This is a genomic window from Streptomyces sp. NPDC020299 (genome assembly GCF_044387825.1).
Classification (GTDB): Bacteria; Actinomycetota; Actinomycetes; order Streptomycetales; family Streptomycetaceae; genus Streptomyces.
On record NZ_JBIRWL010000005.1, the window covers coordinates 504,171 to 523,329 of the forward strand.

The window sequence follows — 19,159 nt, forward strand, 5'->3', positions numbered from 1 at the left end:
TGCTTCAGCCTGTTGACCGCCCGCTCGACGGTGTTGCGCTTCTTGCAGCGTTCGTCGTCGAAGGCGGGTGGCCGTCCACCGCGTGACCCCTCGCCCAGATGGGCGGCCCGGCTGTCGGTCTTTTCCGGTATGGCGTACCGGAGTTCAGCGTCGGCCCGCCACGGCCTCCGTGCGGGGTGCCGGTGTTCAGGGCGGGGCCGACACGGCTGCCGCGGCCGCGGTAAGGATGCGGTGCAGGACGGGGACCGGGATCGCCGGGTTGGTGACCGCTGCGCATGCCGTGTCGCGGTCGTGCAGCAGCCCGGCCAGGACGCGGGCCGGCAGCCGCGGATTGCGTACCGCGGTGCCGCGGACGTGGGCCTCCGGGTCGTTCAGCAGCCGCACCGCGTCGGCCGGTGACAGCCGGGGGTCCTCAGCCGCGCGGCGGCGCACCTCGGCTTCGGGATCCCGGGCCAGGCGTGCGACGTCGGCCGGTGTCGACTCCGGATCGTCCAGTGCCAGGCGGCGCATCCGCCCGCTGGGGTCGGCGATGTAGCGCAGCAGGCCCGTACAGGGGAAGTTGGGGTGGCTGCGGGGCCGGTCGGGGTGGCTGAAGCTGCCGTCCCACCAGCGCCAGACCTCCAGCAGCATGCCGGCCGGCGCGTCCTCGCACGATTCGGCGAGGAACAGGCGGACCACCCGGTCCTCGTCCCGCGCCAGGCGCGCCACGACATCCGGCGGGAGGTGCCTGGCGCGGGCCACACTGCGGCGGACCAGCGGGTGGGACGACGCGGCGAGACGGCGCATCGCGTCGGCGTCGCCGTGCAGGTCCTCGACCCAGGGCAGGGTGTGCGACATCGACGTCGGGTCGAAGGCGTGGCGCACCGCGGCACGTTGCTCCTCGGTGAGGTCGGGGCGCAGCGCCACCGCGGAACGGATGTCGTCCTGCGGGTCCTCCGTCAGCACGGCGACGCCGTGCGCGCCCAGGCCCGGGTTGGCGGCCAGCGCCCGACGTACCTCCGCGTCCCCGTCCCGGACCAGCTCCGCTTCCAGTTCGGGCGCGAGGCGGCACCGTCCGAGCGCCCGCCGCGGGTCGGGCAGGGCGGCGAAAACCTCTCGAGGCATGGGTTCGCCGGTGTGGTGGGCGAGCAGCGCAGCCGTTCGCACCGTGTAGTCGGTGTCGGCCAGCAACTGCTCCCGCAGCGGCGCAGCGAGGTCCTCCCACCGGGCACAGGCCGCCGCCCGCACCCGGGGATCGGGGTCGACCGCGAGGCCAGGGAGGTGCTGTGCGGAAAGCCCTGGGAGTTCGGCGGCTCGCGCGCGGGACGGGCCGGCGAGGAGGTCGTCGTACAGGTCCTCAGGGAGCTCGGCGCCCCAGATGCAGGCGCGCTCCGCCCAGAGCACGCGCCGATTCGGCGACGGCTCGGCGCGGACCAGGCGTACCCACTGAGCGGACGTGAGCTTGGGCCGGAAGGTGTCGGCGGGCCTTGACCGCACCCGCGGATCGGGGTGCGCCACGGCGGCGTCGAGGACGGCGGGCCGGTCGCATCCGTGCAGGAAGCCCTCCTCCACATCCAGCAACCGGATCAGCAGTTCGTCCGTCGCGGCCGGATTGGACCCGATTCCCTCCGCCCAGTGCAGAGGCCACGCACGTCGACCGGGCACCGCCGCCCACACCTCGGTGCGCTCGACCTCCGTTTCGCGCCCGGCGGCCGCGGCGGCCTCCTCCAGCCGCTCCGCCAGTCGGTCGAGTGCCGTCACCCGAGGCCCGCCCGCGCCGGGCACCTCCGTCAGCAGCACCTGCCCGTCGAGGGAGAGCGCCACGAACCCGGGGTCGCCGGTCAACTCCGGCACGCCGCTCCCGACGTGCCGGACCCGGGTCCACCAGGCGTCGTTGCCGCCGATCCGGTGCCCGAGGACGGCCACCAGGAACTCACCGTCGGCATCGCAAAGACGGCGCCACCACGCGGCATCGAGCGCTTCCCGGGCCACGCCGTCCGGCGCCGCGATCCCCCGCGCGATCCGCCAGCCGGCCTCCGGCGGGAACAGGCTGCCCGGGCGCACGTCCTCGACGACCGTGAGTCCGGCGCGTGCCAGTAGTTCGTGGAATTCCTCTCGGTGTTGCACGCGGTCATGATCCCCGCCGACTCGCGGTGGGACAAGGTCCTCAGCCCAGGCCCAACCGGCCCTCACCCGCGCGCACGTCATTGCCTGCGACGTCGAACGGCGGTCCCACCCGGGCGGCTCGAACCGGCCCCACTTGAGCATGCAGTTTTGTCAGGCTGCGGCAGAGACCTGCCCATGCCGGCCACGGGGACCGCTTCGAGCCGCCATGGATCCTCACGAAACGGGGCCGCTTCGAGTCGTCATGCCGGGGCCGCACGATGTCGTAGCCACCCTCGGGGGCGTTGCATCATTGCGGCAGACGGCTGTCTAAGGTCACATGCATGTCGAGGACCACACCGCAGCGCCCGCTCGATGTCGAGGCGCTCTTCCCGGAGCTGGCGACCTACCGGGGCACCACCACCCGGCTCCACCCGCGCCCCGGCGTACCGGACGCGGCGGACAGTTCCGTGGGCGGTCCGCTGCTGTGGCCGACGAACGAACCCTGGCCGGTGTGCACCGAGCCCCACAGCCACGCGCGTGGCCGGCGCCCGGCGGACATCCACCGACAGCGGCACATTCTGGCTTCCGCATGGCTCCGTGAACCGAACCCCGGCCCCACGGACGAAGAACGGCGGCTGCTGGAGCAACTACGCCAGAAACACCGCGTGTCAGAGGCTGCTGCAACCGACCCACTGCCACTGATCGGCCTTGCGCAGCTCTACAGGAGGGACATCCCCGACCTGCCGGCCGGGCCGGACGACTGCGATCTGCTTCAGGTGTTCTGGTGCCCGTTCGACGCCCACGGCCCGACCGGCCACGGCATGCTGCTCGATCTGCGCTGGCGCCGGTCGTGGGAAGTCAGGGAGGTGCAGACCTCACCGCCACAGCCGCAGGTCGTCGGCTCCGAGGGGTACATGCCCGAACCGTGCGTGCTGCACCCGGAACAGGTGGTCACCTACCCGTTCGCCGGCCTACTGCCGGAGGACCTGTGCGCCCGGATCGACGACTGGGAAGAAGCGCTGGAGGAGGCGGCCGAGCAGTCGGAGGGCGACGATGCCGCCGCGCCGGTGGGCTATCAGTACGACCTGTCCATCCCACCGGGCTGGCGTGTCGGCGGGTTCGCCTCCTGGCACGCCACCGACCCGTCCCCCGTGAACTGCCGGACCTGCGCGACACCGATGCACCTGCTGCTGACTATCGACAGCTCGGAATGGGACGGCGGCTGCCCCAGCGGCCCACGGTGACCTCGGTCGGCGTGGCGGACCGGTGGGCAGGCCAGTGCCACTGTCGGCGGCCGAGCAGGTCGGAGAGGCGCTGAAGCGGATCGCAGCCGAGGTGGCGCCGCAGCTCACTTGAAACGCGCTGCACACACGTGTCCTGCCTCACTATCGAGGCCGCTGGGCAACCCTTCCGGCGCTGAAATCTTCTCCTTGGGGTGAAGATTTTGAAGAGGCGGCCTCGCCTACTCATACTCCTGACCCTGGCTGTGGTGGCGGCCGTGACGGTTACCGTCGTCATGGTCATCCAGGCGAACAAGATGGAGACGCTCTCCCCGCGCGAGGAACGTGACCGGGCCGCGTCTGGAGCAGGCGTACCGTCGGGGCAGGTGGACTGCCGGAAGGTCAAGTGCATCGCGCTCACCTTCGACGGCAACCCGGGCGAACCCACCGACCGGCTGATGGACCTCCTGAAGGAGTACAAGGCGCCGTCGACGTTCTTCCTCGAGGGCCGGCGCATCCACAAGTTCCCGGATGTGGTGCGGCGGATCGCCAAGGACGGCCACGAGATCGGGGACCACACCTGGACGCACGCGGTGCTGCCCGATGTCTCTGATGCGCAGATCCGCGACGAGCTGCGCCGCACGGCACGGGCCATCTCCAGCATCACCGGCAGCGAGCCGACACTGATGCGCCCGCCCCAGGGCCGCACCGACGACCGCGTCTCCAAGGTGTCGAAAGAACTGGGGATGGCGCAGGTGCTGTGGACGGTGACCGCGAAGGACTACGAGACGGACGACTCCGCGCTGATCACCAAGCGCGTGCTCGCGGGCGCCGACCGCGACGGGATCATCCTGCTCCACCCGCTGCACAAGGGCACCGTGCCGGCCATGCCTTCCATCCTGAAGGCGCTCAGCAAGCAGGGCTACACCTTCGTGACCGTCTCCCAGCTGCTTGCTCCGGCCAAGGCCAAGCCCGGCAAGATCTACAAGTGAGTGACTGACGTGCGAAGCGTCCGCTTCCTTGGGCCCCTCGCCACCACGGGAGCGGCGGCCACCGGTTCCGCCGAACTCCGGTGACTCATTCGGCACCCCATTTCAGGTGTGGCCGGTCGTGGGGGTAGCTCTACTGCGCCTACCGCGACCTGTGCACCGAAGAACTGTGGTGGCGCACCATCGGCGGCGCTTTCGACGGCTTCATCGGCGACCACCGCAAGTTCGGCACCCACAGGAGCGTCACCGCCCCGGCCCTCGCCGTGCACGAAAACCAGCTCTACTGCGTCCGCCGCAGCTCGCTGAGGCCAAGCCGTACTGGAGCAGGTTCAACGGAACCGGCTGGGACACCGACACCCAGTTCAGCCCCGCCGCCACCAGCCTCCACGGCCCCGCCGCCTCCTACAACGGAAAACCCCGCGTCGTTTACGACGGCGGCGGCACCCTCTGACCCTCGGATCCCCGAGTCAGCCGACACCAGTCGTACCCGGCCCGGACCACGGAGCTCATCCGCGGTCCGGGCCGCTGGTCTTCGACGAACCATCGGTTTCTGCTCGCTGCACGATCGACTGGACACCGCCACCGCTGGCGGCCGCCTGGTCTCCCACGTCTTCGCCGCGCCCGCCGAGTTCATCCGCGAGCTCGTCGTCTCCGGCACTCGCGAGGGCCTGGACGCCGCCCGGGCCCGCGACCGGGTCGGCGAACGACCCACCGTCGTCACGCCCGAGATCATCCGGGCCGCCCGCGACATGCTGCCCATCCCCGAGAACTCGATCACCTCGATCGCCGAGCTCCTCGGTGCCAGTCCCGGCACCCTTTACAACCACATCCCCGACCTGTAGGAACTCCGCGCCTCCGGGCGCATCCCGAGCCGGCTCACCACCGGCTGACCGCTACCGCCGAAATCCGGCCCGATCCTCCTCACGGGCCTGCTTGACGCCCGAGGAGCCCGGCCGTTAGGTGCCTGGAGCAACGAGGATGGCCGAGACCGGGAGGCTTCCGCTCCCGCCGCCCGGAACGACACCGGGCGCCCGCAGTGCCATCAGCAGCACAGGGCGGCCTGCGGGCATCCCGGGAAGGTCTGGAGCGGCCTGATGCTGGCGGCCTGCGATCTCTTCGGGCCGGTCTTCACCCCTTTCTCCTGCGCGACGCCCCCGGAGAGCAGTTCTCGTTGCTCCTCACGGCCTGACGGCTTGTCACGCTACTGCCGCACCCGATGCCGTCCACCAGGCACACGCCGACACCGCCGCCCTCCAAGCGCGGAGAACAACCTGGGGGTGGGCGGGTTTCGGCGTTGTGGCCCGCCCACCCCGGTGGTCAGCCGCGGCTCATGATCTCGTTCACGACCATGCGCCGAGTTCTTCGGTCATGGTGGTGTGTCCTTCGTTGCGGCTTGCGCAGAGGGCAGACGTCGACGGCGCTGATGCTGGGGATGAACCAGGACGTGCGGATGAAGTCCGGGTCCACCTCGTTGCCGAGGGGGCGAGCGGTTCCGGGAGCGGTGCAGGAACGCCTGCCCGAGCAGCCGACCCGCCGCAGCAAGGCACCCCCCGGGTGCGAAATACTCTCCCGATGAGTTCACGCACTTCCCCGATCAGCCAGTCGATCACGATACGGAGGGCCGTCGCGCGGGATGCCAAACGGCTCACGCGGCTCGTGCGCGGCTCAGGCGCCTACGAGGGTAAGTACGCAGCCGCAGTCGCGGGCTACCGGGTCGGTCCTGACTACATCGAGGCCCACCGCGCCTTCGTAGCCGTCGGCGCCGACGAGCACGGAGGCCGGGTCCTCGGGTTCTACTCGCTCGTCCTCGCTCCACCGGAGCTCGACCTGCTGTTCGTCGCCGACGAAGCGCAGGGACGGGGTATTGGACGGCTGCTCGTCGCGCACATGCAGTCCGAGGCCCGTGCCGCCGGGCTCGACCGTGTCAAGGTCGTGTCGCATCTTCCCGCCGAGGACTTCTACCACCGCGTCGGTGCAGTGCGGATCGGGACCGCGTTCGCGAACCCGCCCGCCGTGCCGTGGGACCGTCCCGAATTCGAGTTTCGCATTCCTTCGGAATGACGCGGTGTGCCGGTTGGCAGGGCACCGGCTTCGCCTGCATGGTGACCGGCAGGCAGGAGCCGCTGGATCCGCGCGCTCCGTGCGCGCCGTCTGGGCCGTAGTGGGTGTCGGTGATGAGGACGACACGGATTCCGTCCAACCCAGCACCCAGTTGCGGGAGTCGCACGTCCAGGCGGCGTACCCGTGGTACCCCGCGGGCTTCGGGGTACCCCCAGGCGAGCAGCACGGTGGCTGCGCCGAGGACGGCCCAGGTGACGAGTCGGGCCCGGTCCTGGCCGTCGCCGACGCCGGTCAGGGCGAGCCGCAGCGGACGCCGAGCACGACGGACCAGGTACTGCTTGATGGCCCACGGCGCGGAGCAGTATCAGCAGGCTGCCACGCGGTCGTTGCGGTCGTCAGTGACGACGACGGATCTGCCCTGGGCGGGGTCCTGGCAGGATGTCGCATGACACACTCGGACCGGTCGTCGCAAGTGGCGGCAGCGGGAGGTTACGCCTTGCTGACATTGGATTTGCACCCGATCTTCCGGAACAACCGCGACATCGAACTCTCGCTGCGGCAGATCGTCTTCCAGGCGAAACGCACAGGGGAGCCCGTCGTGCAGATCATTCACGGAAAGGGCACCGGACAGCTCAAGGGACGCGTCCTCGCGTTCCTCGGCCAGAAGCACATCAGGAAGCTGTACGACCGTGTGGAGATCGACTCGGCCAACACGGGCCGGATCCTGGTCCACTTCGCGCCCACCCCTGAGGTCTCTCGCGCGTAGGTTCGGGGCCCTTGGGGTGACTGGCCCGGTCGCCAGGCAGCAGGTGGTCGGCGCTGGGCGACAGCTACGGAAGAACAGCAGCAGCACAACTACGAGCTACTCGCCATCGCCCCACGCGTCCGCCGCCGCACCCACGCCGCCACCACGGCCGGAAGGACGTCATGACCACCGTCTCCCGCACCCGCCCGTACGCGCCGACAGCCCACTCGCGGTCCTGCTTGAACTCGCCGCCGACGACACGGGGCCCGAAGAGACCGAGCAGCGCCAGGACGCCGAGACCGCTGCTGCCCACCACGTCTACCGCGCCTACCCCGACACCCTCGCCCGGGCGGTCGACGCGCTCGACTGGCAGGGATACCCGGCCGTCACGCTCGACGACGGCCGCCGTATCGAACCGGCCGCGGTTGCCTGGCTGGACGGCGGGGCGTGGCTGCGCCAACCACACCCTGAACATCAGCGAGGCCCACGGCGCCAGGGCGGATTCCAGCGAGCGTCGCAACACGTGATCACTCCAGTGTTGCGACGAGCTCAGTGAAGAGCCCGGCGGGTGTCCGCCGGCCGAGGATCTTGCGGGGGCGGTCGTTGAGTCCGGCGGCTACGTAGGCCACGTATTCGGCGCTGTAGATCGACAAGTCCTTGACGAAGGCGTGCAGGAGGGTGTCGCGGACGTGCTCGGCTCCCCGTCCGCCGGGCAGGTGCACGTGCAGGAGCTTGACGTAGCGGGTGGGCGTTCGACCAGGGTGCCGATGGCTGAGCAGTTGCCCTGGCCGACGATGAGGTCGCCCTCCCAGTGGCCGGCGATCTGGCGGTCCGTGGCTTCGGCCGCACGCTGGTTGATCAGGGGAGCTCATAGACCGGTTTGATCGCTTCCCAATGGCTGAGAAACTCCGTCCGCTGGCCCGCAGGTCGCGGCGGCGGACGGCCGCCCGCTCCGCAGCGACGGCCCGCCGACCGACGGCTTCGGCCAGGCCGTGTGAGCCAGCCGAGGGCCGGATGCCTGAGGTGGGATCGCACGTAGTAGAGCACCTCATAGCCCTGGCACCGCGAATCCCTGGCACCGCGTCCGAGGGCTGATCCCGGGGCCGGGTCGAGGTCACAGCAATCGGTCGACCAGCCCGTCGACGTAGTCCGGGGTGAGCCCCATGCCGAACAGGACGCGGATGTACATCGGGGCGAGGATGTGGTCCAGCACGTCGAATGCGTCGGGTGCGTCTTCGCCACGTTCGCGGGCGCGATCCAGCATGGACTGCAGTTGCCGTGTGCGTTCGGCACGGAGGTCGTCACCAGCCTGCAGGCCCTGCTGACCGCCGCTGGACAGGGCGACGGCCAGGTGCAATACCGCCGGGCCGTCGGGTCCGGTGATCTCGCGGGCCACTTGGGCCGCGTACGTGCGCAGGTCGCCGTCCAGGCTGCCGGTGTCGGGCATCGGCGACTGCGCGTTGAGGCGGCTGAGTGCCACATCGGTGAGCAGGGCCTCCAGGCTGCCCCACCGGCGGTAGATGCTGCTGTCGGCCACGCCCGCGCGGGCTGCGACCTCGCCGACGGTGAAGTTGCCGTAGCCGCGCTCTTTGATCAGGTCGGTGACGGCCTGGTGCACCTGCGCGCCGACTCGGGCGCTGCGCCCGCCGGGCCGCCGGGCTCGCTGTCGTTCGTTCACGCGTCCCACCTTAACGCAGCCCTGACTTGCGTTTGTGAGACGACCCGTCTTACAGTCACTTAACGCAGCCAACGACTGTGTTAAGGCGTGGAGTGCATCGCCACCCGCGTCGACCGTGGCCAGGCGCAACCGACGATTGAGAGGAATCCCCATGGCTGCATCGCATGCGGTCGTAGGCAGACGACCGAACCGGGCCGTGCTGCTCCCGGTGACCTGCCTGGGCCAGTTCATGGTCCTGCTCGACAACACGATCGTCGGGGCGACGCTGCCCGATATGCAGCACCGGCTGCACACTCAGCTGACCGGTCTGCAATGGATCGTCGACGCGTATGTGCTGCTGGTCGCCATGCTGCTGCTGTCCGGTGGTGTCTTCGCCGACCGGTTCGGCCGCAAGAGGGTGTACCTGACCGGCGTGGCGGTGTTCACTGCCGCGTCGGCGCTGTGCAGCGTCGCGCCCTCGCTCGGCTGGCTGGTCGTCGGCCGGGTGCTGCAGGGCATCGGGGCCGCGGCGCTGAGCCCTGCCTCGCTTGCCCTGCTCGCCGCCGCCTATCCCGTGCCGCAGGAACGAATGAAGGCGATCGGGCTGTGGGCCGGATTCAGCGGAATCGGTCTGGCCGCGGGCCCCGTGGCCGGCGGCGTGCTGACGGATGCCTTCGGCTGGCCCGCCATCTTCCTGGTCAATCTGCCCATCGGCGTGGTCCTGCTGCTGGTCGGCCTGCGCCACCTCGGCGAGTCCCGCAATCCGAGTGCCCCCGCGATCGACATCCCGGGCACGGTGCTGTCCGTTCTGGCGGTGGGGGTACTGACCTACGGGTTGATCGAGGGTGGTGCCCGCGGCTGGACCTCACCGGTCATCCTGGGCAGCTTCACCGCCGCGGTGATCCTCCTCGCCGCCTTCGTCGCCGTCGAAGCGCGTCGTTCCGCTCCGATGCTGCCGCTGCGGCTGTTCCGGCAGCGGCTGTTCACCGTGTCCAACACCGCCATGGTCGTGGTGGGGTTCGCGCTCATGGGTTCGTCGTTCTTCTTCTCCCAGTTCTTCGTGTACGTCCAGGGCAGTTCGATCCTGCGCGCCGGACTGCAGACCCTGCCGGTGTCCCTCGCCATGGTGATCGTCAGCCCGTACGCGGGCCGGCTGGCCGCCCGGTACGGTTTCCGAATCGTGGTCACCACCGGTCTGGCCCTGGCCGGTCTGGGACTGCTGGCGCTCGGGATGGTGCATGCCGACACCGGCTACGGGAACGTGTGGTGGCGGCTGGGAGTCGTCGGCATCGGCTTCGCCCTGGCCATGTCCCCACTGACGGGAGCCGCCATCCAAGCAGTCAGCCCGCAGGAAGGCGGCCTCGCTTCAGGCATCAGCAGCATCACCCGGCAGATCGGCGCGGTGCTCGGCGTAGCGCTGCTCGGAGCCGTCGTCCGCACCCGGCAATCCGGCGGCGCCTCCTTCGAAGCCGGCCTCAACAGCGCCTTCCTCGCTGCAGGCACCGTCACTTTGGTCACCGCCGTGTGCACCGGCCTGTGGCTGACGAGGTCCAAGCCCGCGGAAGGGTCCGCGGTGCCGCACCGTTCCATCGATCCAGATGCGGTCACCACCTCGAACGAGGCACCCGCGGACAGCCGTTGACGGCGACACCGACCATGGGCGGGAGACGTCCCGCCGGGGGCCGTCGCGCCCCTGTGGCAACGCGCCGTCTACGGTGGTGACGCCTCGCCCGAGACCGACGTGGACGACGTCATCGACACCCTCTCGGGCCACTCGTCTTCCGCAGGCTCACCGGCCACTACGGCCTCGAGGACGAGCACACCGAGAAGCTCGCGCGCACTGCACTCGACGGGCTCATGCGCTCCACCGTCTGACACTTCCGATTCCAACGGAGAGAAACATGTCCCGCACGCTTCTCATCGCCGGCGTGAGCGGCGGCCTCGGCCGCGTCTTCGCCACCGCCTCCCTCGAGGTCGGCCACACCGTCTGATTGTGGTTGTTGAGTGGTAGTTGTTGTTTGGGGTCAGGCGGCCCTCGAAGGCGATCTGGAACGCGTCGAGGGGTGCCTTCCAGCCCATGGTCCACCGCTTGCGGCCCTTCCCTGTCGGGGCCAGGCTCATCACGCCATGTAGATGCACTTCAACGCGGCGGCCTCGTTGGGAAAGTGTCCACGGGCGCGGACGGCCTTGCGAATGCGGGCGTTGACGCTCTCGATCGCATTCGTGCTGCAGATGACCTTGCGGATCTCGACGTCGAAGGACAGGAACGGCACGAACTCGGCCCAGGCATCCGACCACAGCTTCACGATCGCCGGATACTTCTGGCCCCACGCTTCCTGGAACTCCAGGAACCGCTCCGTCGCCGCGTCCTCGCTCAAGTTTCGCGAGCTGCTTGTAGCATGTCAGGGCCGCGGCCGCGGCCATGGCCAGGACTCGGCTCTGCCAATCGTCGCGGACCACGTAGGGGATCTTGAGACCACGAGCAGCCCATGGCAGGCTCATGCCGCATGATCGATGAATTCGCGAAGGACAACCTGCACGGGAGACTGCGGCGGGACCGCAAGGCGCTGCTCTGGAAACTCGACGGCTTGTCCGAATACGACGCCCGCCGACCTCTGACAGCGACCGGGACCAACCTCCTTGGCCTGGTCAAACACGTGGCCACCGTCGAGGCCAGGTACTTCGGTGAGGTCTTCGACCGCCCTTCCCCGGAACCGCTGCCCCGATGGCAGGACTCCAACGGCAGCGATCTATGGGCGACCGACGACGAGACTCGCGATCAGATCATCGGGTTCTACCGGCGCACGTGGGAACACTCGAACGCGACGATCAACGAGCTTCCCCTCGACGCCCCCGGCCACGTGCCGTGGTGGCCGGAGCCTTATGCCGACACGAACCTGTTCGCCATCATGGTCCATGTCCTCGGCGAGTCCATCCGGCATGCCGGGCACGCCGATATCCTGCGCGAGAGCGTCGACGGCCGGACCGGGCTGCGCGCGGAACACGAGAATCAGATCGACGAGGAAGCCCGTGCAGCCTACTGCGCGACGATCGAGCAGGCCGCCAGGTCGGCCGCACCAATAAAGGCTTAGAGGTTGTCCCAGCCGAGCCGGACCGCGCGCGCCCACCTGCCAAGGTCCTCGTCCTGGTGCGCTACATCACCGCGGTTGGTCGGCAGCCTGCGGCCGGCCTCCAGGTGGAGCCGGACGAGGTGGACAGCACGCTGCCACTCCACGGGCCGGACCGGGCACCACGCCGGCTCGATGTCCGACAGCTGCTCCCGCCGCTCGTCCGACAGCGCCGCGGCCGACGACTGAACCGGCAGGCCCTCGGCAGGCGTTGCCCGATGTCCTGCTCCTTGCGGGCCCGCGCACGGGACCTCATCAACTGCCGCACCAACCCCGACTGCCGGTGGTGCTCCCCACGACAGCAGTTTCGCGCTCGGAGATCGACCGACTGACAACGTGACATCCTGCTGACGGAGCAGTTCCTTCAACAGGAAGCGAATCCCCAGCGCCACCTCCCAAAGCTGAAGAGCAGCGAGGTGCGGAGGGGGAATCGGGAATCATGAATCAGCGTTGTCCCAGCATGGGCCATGTATCCCAGCAGGGCCACGATGAGTCCGGCCCGTCTCCCTTCTCGGCCGCCCGCACCCGCCTCGCGGCCGACCGCGCGGACACCCTCGCTCGGGCGGCAGCACTGAGCCGCGACTTCGACGGGATTGTCGCGTCGAACGCCTTGGTCGCGGTAGACGACGAGCACGACCCCGAAGGGGGCACAACCGCCTTCGAGCGAGCTCACGTTGTCGCCCTGATGGCGCAGGCGCGCGGGCACCTGGAAGAACTGGACCGGGCACTGGAACGACTCGAACGGGGCGAGTACGGGCAGTGCGAAGTCTGCGGCGGAACGATTCCGCCTGAACGCCTGGAGATCCGTCCGGCAGCGACCACCTGTGTCCACTGCGCCCGGCCCGACCCACGCCGCGCTTGACGCCAGCCGGTGTCTGGCATTCAACGACGGTTCCGAAACCTCGCCGCTACCTTTGGTTGCCCGCAGTGACTGAAAGGTGCTGAGGCGGCCCCGCAGACCAGAATCCTACGGGCCAGCCCGTAGGAGCCCAGGCGAGTGATCTCCGCTGGGATCAGTGCGCTGCCGGTGTGCGCCCGGGCGACGATGCTGCCAGGCCAGTCGACCCGCGAGGCCACAGCAGCCGGCCCGCCACATGCCGCGGACCGCACCGTGGTGCAGGCACTGCATGGGCGGGTGCGCGGCGAATGCCCGAAGTGCGGAACCGACTCTCCCGGCGGCGCCGTATGCGGTGGGTGCCAGGGGTGGCCGGCCTGTACGGGGGGTTGCGGGCACCTGCTCCGGGACGGTGGGGTGTGCCGGGCATGCGACGAGATGGCTGCCGCGCACTCTGAGGTCGAGGGCGCTCCGCCGAACGACGGGACCTGCCCGGGGCACGGAGGCAATCTGTGCGGGCGGCCGGTGCAGACCCTCGGTTTGTGCGGCCGGTGCCGATCGAGCTGAAAGGGAACGTGTCCAGCGCGACGCCGACTGGCACGCCGAGGTTGCTGCGGCTTCCGCGCGGGCCGCAGCAGAGACCGCCGGAGGTGCGCGGCCGAGCACGGATCCGTCCTGGTCGACGAGCCGGTGAACGACGCTGGTCACCGCGTCGAGATGCGGTGTGTGGGTAAGAAGGCCGCGGGTCGGTTGCTGGACGGACGGGTGTGGGACGAGTTCCCGCGTCCACGTGCCGAGGCTGGTGCTGCGGGCGCCTGACCAGGGAGAGCTGCTGGGAAGGTTTCCGGACGGGGTTCTGCTCGGCGGGGACGGCAAGAGATTCTCACCGCAGCTCTTCGCCACCGGGGCGCGCGGACCGCGGCGCGGGACGTGAACGCCGCGGCCCACGGCTTCATGGAAGGAACTGCACCTCTGGGAAGGCCGCGCTCGGGCCGTCGAGCAGATGCCCTGGGCGGTGCTGCAGGTGCAGGTCGAAGAAGGCGAGCGGGTAGGCCTGTTGGATCCGTACCGACCGGGCCGGGTCGAGGGTGCCGATCCAGTCCTGGATCTGCTGGTCGGTCATGCCGAGGATCTTGCCCGCTTGCGGGATCAGCGTCGCGTTGTCGCCGTATGAGTTGTGGATGGCCCCGTCGGCCTGGATGTCAAGCCGCCAGCCGCGAAGGTGCGTCCAGAACTCGGCGACGTCCGGCATGGCGGCCCGGGCGAACACGGCGGTCATCATCATGAACGGCCGGTCCAGGTCGGCGGTGATGGTCGGCTGCATCGGGCCGTCGATGCTGAGTCCGGCGCGGACGCGCCGGTCGGCGAGCATGGTGAGCGCGGTGGCGGTGCCGCCCTTCGACCAGCCGAACGCGCCGATGCACCGCGGGTCGAGGGCGCCGAGCAGGCCGGGGGGCAGTGGCTTGCCGTCGACGTCGGGGTTGCGGCTGGCGGCGAGTTCCTCCACGCAGTCGAGCAGGAACCGGAGGTCCGCGGCGAAGTCCCTCGGGTACATCGGGACGTCGCCCGGGGTGAGCACGCGGCCGTCGGGGAACTCGGTGAACGTGTCGTAGGTGTGGTCGACGGTGACCACGGCATAGCCGTGACTGGCGAGTTCCTGGACCATGATGGTGTGGTCGCTGCGATGGCTGCCCGAGCCGTGCGAGTACACGATGACGGGCAGGCGGTGGCCCGTACGGTGCACGGGCGCGCCCACGTGCCCGGCGGTGAGCGGGCCGAGGGCGGGATCGAGGGGGAAGCCGGCGTCCGTCAGGAACGCCCGCAGCGCGCCCTCGGCCATCCAGGGGGCGTCCGGCAGGTTCTCCGCCCTGCGGGCGGGGTACCAGACGCTGGCCATCAACTCGCGGTGATGCCCCGGGCCGGCGACGGGATCCGGACGTGAGGTGTCGACGAGGTGGAGCGGCACCGTGCCCACCGGGTGCGGTCCGGTGGGCGGGGGCAGGGTGAGTTGCACCGGGGTGGAGGCGGTCGGAGCCGCCCACGCACGGGATGCGACGCCGAGCGGCAGGGCAGTCCCGATTCCAGCGGTCAGCGCGGCCCCGAGCATGCGACGGCGCGTCATTGGTTTTTGGCTGTCGGACGCCGTGACGGTCATGAATCCTCCCGAATATGGGTTTCTTGGTCGGAACCGGGCCCGCAGCCCGTGGATCTGGTGTGGGGCCTCGTCGTCGCGCATCCACTCCGGACGCTGTCGCTCCTCCTGAACGTGGCGGGCGCTCGGAAGGAAGACCTCTTCGACGAGGTTCACCGCAGGGCGCTGCCTTGATCGGGCCGGGATTCCCGACACGGGGACGGACGGTCCGAAGGCATGTACATCGTCAAGGCTCCTGGCTGTGGATTCGGAGACAACCGCTGTCGTGTTGCGAAGAGCTCCAACAGCCCGAGGCGCCGATCAGAAGGATGTCCGGGGCTGTAGCGGGGAGTTGGCGGGTCAGCCGTTGCGGGCGGCCTCTGGGCCGGTGATGCGTTTGAGCAGGGGGAGAGTCGAGGCGATGATGCCCAGCGAGGCGACGAGGCCGAGAGCGACGAGCGCGTAGTACGCCGCGCCCGGCGACACCAGGTCGTAGCGCATCTGCGATTTCAAAAACAGGGCCGATGCGGCGAAGGCCGAACCGATCGAGATCGCGGCCACCGCCAGCAGCGGCAGTGTGCTCTCCAATCCGATCACCCGCTGCAGCACCCGCAGCGGCGCGCCGGTGAGCCGCAGCAAAGCGAACGGGCGCCGGCGATCCGACAGGCCCGCAACCACGCTCACCGCCAGGCTGCAGCCTGCGATCGGCAGGGTGGTCAGCAGCACCACGTCGGCCAGTTGCCGCCAACCGGCCAGCTCCTGCTGCAAGTCGGTGCCCCAGTCACCCACCGTGCGGACCTGTTGGTGCGGGTAGGCGGTGGTGAGCAGGGTCCGTACGCGTTCCATGGCGGCTGTCGACCCGTCGGTGGCCACGTAGACCAGTTGTACGGGCAGCTTGGCGACGGCTGCGGTGCCGATCGCGGCGGCGGGCCACGGCAGGCTCGGGTGCGACTCCAGGCTGGCGAACGCGTAGAAGTCGACGGCCGTGACGCTCGCGCCGGCCGGGCAGCGGCCCACCATGGGAGTGTGCGCCAGGTCGGAGCAGGTCACCAGTGCCGGCGCCTCCGGAGGCGGATCGCCCGGGTGGATTCTCCGGTTCACCACCGTGCCGACACCGTCAGGGTTGGCGTGGACGACCGCCACGCCCCGCACGCCCGGGATCGCGCGCACCTCGGTAAGCAGCCGTGCCGGGACGGCCCCGGCCAGCGGCGCCTCGCCGCCGCTGCTGGCCTCCACCACAGTCCGGGTCTGACGGTCGCCGCCCAGCGTGCCGCGGTAGTCGTTGATGGTGCCGATGATGCTGACGGTCGCGGTGGTCACGAACAGGGCCAGGACGAGGCCGCTGACCGCGCGGAAGCCGGCCTTCGGGTCGTCGGCGAGCCGGCGCACCGCGATCAGGGCGGCCGGCCGTCGGGTGCGCCGGGCGACCGCCCGGGCGACGATCATGGTCAGCCACGGCCCGGCGATCACCAGGCCCAGCATCATCACCAGGAAGCCGGGGAGGTAGGCCGCGGTCTGGCCGTTCCCGGTCGCCGGGCGGCGGCCGACGAAGACGAAGTACGCCAGTTCGGCCAGGCCCGCCAGCAGCGGGATCAGCCGCCAGGCGCGCGGCGGGCGCGAGGGCACCCGGCGACTCACGCCGAGCGGGGAGATGGTGACCCGGCGCAGCGCGAGGCGCGCCGCGATCGCCGCCGTTACCGGCACGCCGACGACGACGCCGAGGGCCTGCGGGGCGCTGAGCGTCAGATCCGAAAGGAAGAACCGCTGCTGTCCCGTGAGCGGAATAGCGGCGACCAGCGGGCGCAGCGCGGCATAGAGCCCGAAGCCGACCACCGTCCCGGCGGCCGCCGCCAGCGCGGACTCCACCGCCGAGATCACCGACACCTGCCGGGGAGTGGCGCCGACCAGCCGCATCGCCGCGTACCGCTGTTCGCGCGTGGCGGCGGACAGGCGGGTCGCGGTGGCGATGAAGATCAACACCGGGAAGATCAACGCCCCGGCCACCACGGAGGAGATGAGCGTCAGCGCGTCGCCGCGCACCGCGTTGTCCCAGCACGCGTTGTCGCAGCTGGGTGGCCGGGTGCTGGCGATGGTGGTGACCGCCCTCGCCCCTGGTGCGCCCTTGATCTGGTCGGGGGTACGGCCGATGACCGCGATCAGCGAGTCGGGGGAGGCCAGGGCGGCGTCGCCGATCGTGCCGGCGAGGCGCCCCGGGAAACGGTCGCCCAGCTGGTCGGCCGGGGTCTGTCGGATCAGCTTCGCCAGCGCGGGTGAGGCGTAGTACTCGCCCGGCGCGGGCAGGCGGGTCAGGCCGGGCGGGGCGGGCGAGTTCGGACCGGTCGCGGCGACGTCGATCTCGGTGAGGGACTTGCCGTCGTAGTAGTCGCCGTGCGGCCACCACCACAGCGAGTCCGCCGACGCCTGCTCGGTACGGCTGACGGCGCCGGTGTCGAGCCACACCTGCCGCTGGTTCGTCCGCTCGACGGCGTTCATGCTGGCGAAGGTCGACAGCAGCAGGCCGACGCCGATGGCGACCGCGGCGGCGATCATGGCCAGCCGGGCGAGTGCCTCCCGGCCGCCGCTGACCGCGAGGCGGAGCGCGAAGGCGATCACGAGGCGACCCGTCCGGTCGTGAGCAGGCTGGCCCTGCCGTCGCGGACGATGGCCTCCCGGTCGGCGTGCGCGGCGACCCGGGGCTCGTGGGTCACCAGGACGATGGTGGTGCCCTCCTCGTGGGCCGCGTCCACCATCAGGTCCATCACCTGCTCGCCGGTCAGCGAGTCCAGCGCCCCGGTCGGCTCGTCGGCGAACAGCACCTTGGGCCGGGCCACCAGACCGCGGGCCAACGCCACCCGCTGCGCCTGACCGCCCGACAACTCCCCGGAGCGGCGGCGCTCCAGGCCGTCCAGGCCCAGCCTGGCGAACCAGGGACGGGCCTCGGCGAGCGCGGCCGCCCTCCGCGCGCCGGAGAACAGCAGCGGCAGGGCGACGTTCTCCTCAGCGGTCAACTCGGGGACGAGCTGGCCGAACTGGAAGACGAAGCCGAAAGTGTCGAGGCGCAGGGCGCTGCGCTCGGTCTCGTTCAGGGTGTCGATGCGGCGTCCGTCGAAGTGCACTTCGCCCGAGTCGGGGGTGAGGATGCCGGCCAGGCAGTGCAGCAGGGTGGACTTGCCCGAGCCGCTCGGCCCCATCACGGCGAACACCTCGCCGGCCTCGATGGACAGGCTGGCTCCGCGCAGGGCGGGGGTCTCGCCGAAGGAGAGGGTGAGGTCGCGGGCCTCGATGAGGGCGGTCACGCGCGCACCGCCGCCGCCAGCGTATCCATCCGGGCCGTGGTCAGCTCGATCCATCGCAGGTCGGCCTCCAGGTGGAACAGGCCGTGGTCGGCGAGCAGGGCGTCGATGATCGGGCCGGTGCGGCGCAGCTTCGTCAGCTCGTGCATCCGTTGCAGGTGGGCGGCCCGCTGGGTGTCGAGGTACTGCTGGGCGTCGCGGCCGAGCATCAGGGCCAGCACGACTTTGGTGAACAGCACGGTCTGCAAATTGGGTTCGGGGGCCACCGGCTCGGTGAGCCAGGTCTCGAACTCCGTCGCCCCCGCCTCGGTGATCACATAGCGCTTGCGCTCGGGGCCGACGCCGGGCTCCGCCTCGCCGGCGATGACCTTCCCGTCCCGCGCCAACCGGCCAAGGGTTGTGTAGACCTGCCCGTACGGCAGCGGCTTGCCGCGGTTGAAGAAGGCGTCGTAGTCGCGTTTGAGGTCGTAGCCGTGGCTCGGCTCCCGCTCCAAGAGCCCCAACAGGGTGAGAGGAACACTCATGCGAGAACCATACACCGCGGATATACACTGAGTATATATCTGCTGAGAGTGTGTCCTGGTCCCGCGACCTTGCATCCGGTTGCCGGCCTGTCACCAGCGACCAGCGTGTCGCCCTGAGCCGACTATCAGAGACACTGGTTCAGAGCTGGGGTCGGCTCCCGGTTGCCCGGCGAAGGTTTCCTGCCGCCGCACCGCGCCCGGAAGGTCTCTTCTCTGCCGCGCGATCTCTACGACATCCAGTCCGAGTCCCGCACCGAGCAGAAGACCCAGGAATGGCCAGACAAGGCCCACGTCCAGCAGATCCTGACCGCCATCGCGGTCAACCTCGAACGCATCAGCAGCCACCTGCGCCCTGCGCCGGAACAGCAACCCCGGCCCCCGACCGCCCGCCAAGGCTTCCTCGACCGGCTACACATCCCGCGGCCAAGGTCTTGGTGCTTCGCCACCCACCCCGCAGGCTGACTTGATCATTCAAGGCGATGCTCATCAGG

General features: G+C 70.2%; 16 protein-coding genes and 4 pseudogenes. 9 read left to right on the forward strand and 11 right to left on the reverse strand.

Annotation, left to right across the window (positions count from 1 at the left end):
- Positions 1 to 186: 186 nt before the first annotated feature.
- Positions 187 to 2,106 carry a hypothetical protein gene (locus ACH45E_RS16640; RefSeq protein ID WP_361438299.1) on the reverse strand — a complete coding sequence of 640 codons (1,920 nt, stop codon included), beginning with the start codon at positions 2,104 to 2,106 and terminating at the stop codon, positions 187 to 189.
- 320 nt (positions 2,107 to 2,426) lie between these two features.
- On the opposite strand from ACH45E_RS16640, the gene ACH45E_RS16645 reads away from it, so the two are divergent.
- The 4 genes and pseudogenes from ACH45E_RS16645 (at position 2,427) to ACH45E_RS16660 (ending at position 6,355) form a co-directional block, all read left to right on the forward strand.
- Entirely contained in the window at positions 2,427 to 3,329 is a 903-nt protein-coding gene (locus ACH45E_RS16645) for a hypothetical protein (RefSeq protein WP_361438297.1), read from the forward strand.
- 191 nt (positions 3,330 to 3,520) lie between these two features.
- Positions 3,521 to 4,297, forward strand: a complete 777-nt coding sequence (locus tag ACH45E_RS16650; protein WP_361438295.1) for a polysaccharide deacetylase family protein — start codon at positions 3,521 to 3,523, stop codon at positions 4,295 to 4,297.
- Positions 4,298 to 4,557: 260 nt separating this feature from the next.
- Positions 4,558 to 4,977, forward strand: a pseudogene (locus ACH45E_RS16655) (recombinase family protein); the annotation flags it as partial.
- Between the two features lie 889 nt (positions 4,978 to 5,866).
- On the forward strand, positions 5,867 to 6,355 hold the full coding sequence (locus ACH45E_RS16660; protein WP_361438293.1) for a GNAT family N-acetyltransferase: 489 nt from the start codon (positions 5,867 to 5,869) through the stop codon (positions 6,353 to 6,355).
- 91 nt (positions 6,356 to 6,446) lie between these two features.
- On the opposite strand, the pseudogene ACH45E_RS16665 reads toward ACH45E_RS16660, so the two are convergent.
- Positions 6,447 to 6,688: pseudogene (locus ACH45E_RS16665) on the reverse strand (metallophosphoesterase); the annotation flags it as partial.
- A 163-nt stretch (positions 6,689 to 6,851) separates the two neighbouring features.
- Here ACH45E_RS16665 and ACH45E_RS16670 point away from each other — a divergent pair.
- Positions 6,852 to 7,121, forward strand: a complete 270-nt coding sequence (locus ACH45E_RS16670) for a Smr/MutS family protein (protein ID WP_361438291.1) — start codon at positions 6,852 to 6,854, stop codon at positions 7,119 to 7,121.
- Between the two features lie 64 nt (positions 7,122 to 7,185).
- Here the strand turns inward: ACH45E_RS16670 and ACH45E_RS16675 are convergent, their stop codons facing one another.
- The 3 genes and pseudogenes from ACH45E_RS16675 to ACH45E_RS16685 all read right to left on the reverse strand — a co-directional run bounded on the left by ACH45E_RS16675 (position 7,186) and on the right by ACH45E_RS16685 (position 8,778).
- Positions 7,186 to 7,623 (reverse strand): hypothetical protein, encoded by a 438-nt coding sequence (locus ACH45E_RS16675; RefSeq protein WP_361438289.1) that lies wholly within the window; start codon positions 7,621 to 7,623, stop codon positions 7,186 to 7,188.
- A gap of 4 nt (positions 7,624 to 7,627) precedes the next feature.
- Positions 7,628 to 7,962: pseudogene (locus tag ACH45E_RS16680) on the reverse strand (transposase); the annotation flags it as partial.
- A gap of 252 nt (positions 7,963 to 8,214) precedes the next feature.
- A complete protein-coding gene (locus ACH45E_RS16685) occupies positions 8,215 to 8,778 on the reverse strand; it encodes a TetR/AcrR family transcriptional regulator (RefSeq protein ID WP_361438285.1) in 564 nt (187 codons plus the stop codon).
- 151 nt (positions 8,779 to 8,929) lie between these two features.
- Between ACH45E_RS16685 and ACH45E_RS16690 the strand changes: the two genes are divergently transcribed.
- Positions 8,930 to 10,399: an MFS transporter gene (locus tag ACH45E_RS16690; protein WP_361438283.1), complete on the forward strand. Its 1,470-nt coding sequence runs from the start codon at positions 8,930 to 8,932 to the stop codon at positions 10,397 to 10,399.
- Between the two features lie 386 nt (positions 10,400 to 10,785).
- Here ACH45E_RS16690 and ACH45E_RS16695 read toward each other — a convergent pair.
- Positions 10,786 to 11,081, reverse strand: a pseudogene (locus ACH45E_RS16695) (transposase); the annotation flags it as partial.
- Positions 11,082 to 11,264: 183 nt separating this feature from the next.
- Between ACH45E_RS16695 and ACH45E_RS16700 the strand changes: the two are divergent.
- The gene (locus ACH45E_RS16700; protein WP_361438281.1) at positions 11,265 to 11,849 is read left to right on the forward strand and encodes a DinB family protein; all 585 of its coding nucleotides are present in this window, start codon (positions 11,265 to 11,267) and stop codon (positions 11,847 to 11,849) included.
- Here the strand turns inward: ACH45E_RS16700 and ACH45E_RS16705 are convergent.
- Entirely contained in the window at positions 11,846 to 11,992 is a 147-nt protein-coding gene (locus ACH45E_RS16705; RefSeq protein ID WP_399040859.1) for a hypothetical protein, read from the reverse strand. The two genes, ACH45E_RS16700 and ACH45E_RS16705, sit on opposite strands and share 4 nt — an antisense overlap.
- Before the next feature lie 353 nt (positions 11,993 to 12,345).
- Here ACH45E_RS16705 and ACH45E_RS16710 point away from each other — a divergent pair, with 353 nt between their 5' ends.
- The gene (locus tag ACH45E_RS16710) at positions 12,346 to 12,747 is read left to right on the forward strand and encodes a TraR/DksA C4-type zinc finger protein (RefSeq protein ID WP_361438279.1); all 402 of its coding nucleotides are present in this window, start codon (positions 12,346 to 12,348) and stop codon (positions 12,745 to 12,747) included.
- Between the two features lie 925 nt (positions 12,748 to 13,672).
- Here the strand turns inward: ACH45E_RS16710 and ACH45E_RS16715 are convergent.
- The 4 genes from ACH45E_RS16715 to ACH45E_RS16730 all read right to left on the reverse strand — a co-directional run bounded on the left by ACH45E_RS16715 (position 13,673) and on the right by ACH45E_RS16730 (position 18,668).
- Positions 13,673 to 14,842, reverse strand: a complete 1,170-nt coding sequence (locus ACH45E_RS16715) for an acetylhydrolase (protein WP_361438277.1) — start codon at positions 14,840 to 14,842, stop codon at positions 13,673 to 13,675.
- Between the two features lie 369 nt (positions 14,843 to 15,211).
- The gene (locus tag ACH45E_RS16720; RefSeq protein WP_361438275.1) at positions 15,212 to 17,464 is read right to left on the reverse strand and encodes an FtsX-like permease family protein; all 2,253 of its coding nucleotides are present in this window, start codon (positions 17,462 to 17,464) and stop codon (positions 15,212 to 15,214) included.
- Complete coding sequence (locus ACH45E_RS16725) at positions 17,461 to 18,147, reverse strand: ABC transporter ATP-binding protein (RefSeq protein ID WP_361438273.1); 687 nt, start codon at positions 18,145 to 18,147, stop codon at positions 17,461 to 17,463. Before ACH45E_RS16725 ends, ACH45E_RS16720 begins: the two co-directional genes overlap by 4 nt.
- Positions 18,144 to 18,668, reverse strand: coding sequence for a PadR family transcriptional regulator (locus tag ACH45E_RS16730; protein ID WP_361438271.1), 525 nt, complete (start codon positions 18,666 to 18,668; stop codon positions 18,144 to 18,146). The genes ACH45E_RS16725 and ACH45E_RS16730 overlap by 4 nt, the downstream gene beginning before the upstream one ends.
- A 162-nt stretch (positions 18,669 to 18,830) precedes the next feature.
- Here ACH45E_RS16730 and ACH45E_RS16735 point away from each other — a divergent pair, with 162 nt between their 5' ends.
- Positions 18,831 to 19,130 (forward strand): hypothetical protein, encoded by a 300-nt coding sequence (locus tag ACH45E_RS16735; RefSeq protein WP_361438269.1) that lies wholly within the window; start codon positions 18,831 to 18,833, stop codon positions 19,128 to 19,130.
- Positions 19,131 to 19,159 lie beyond the last annotated feature (29 nt).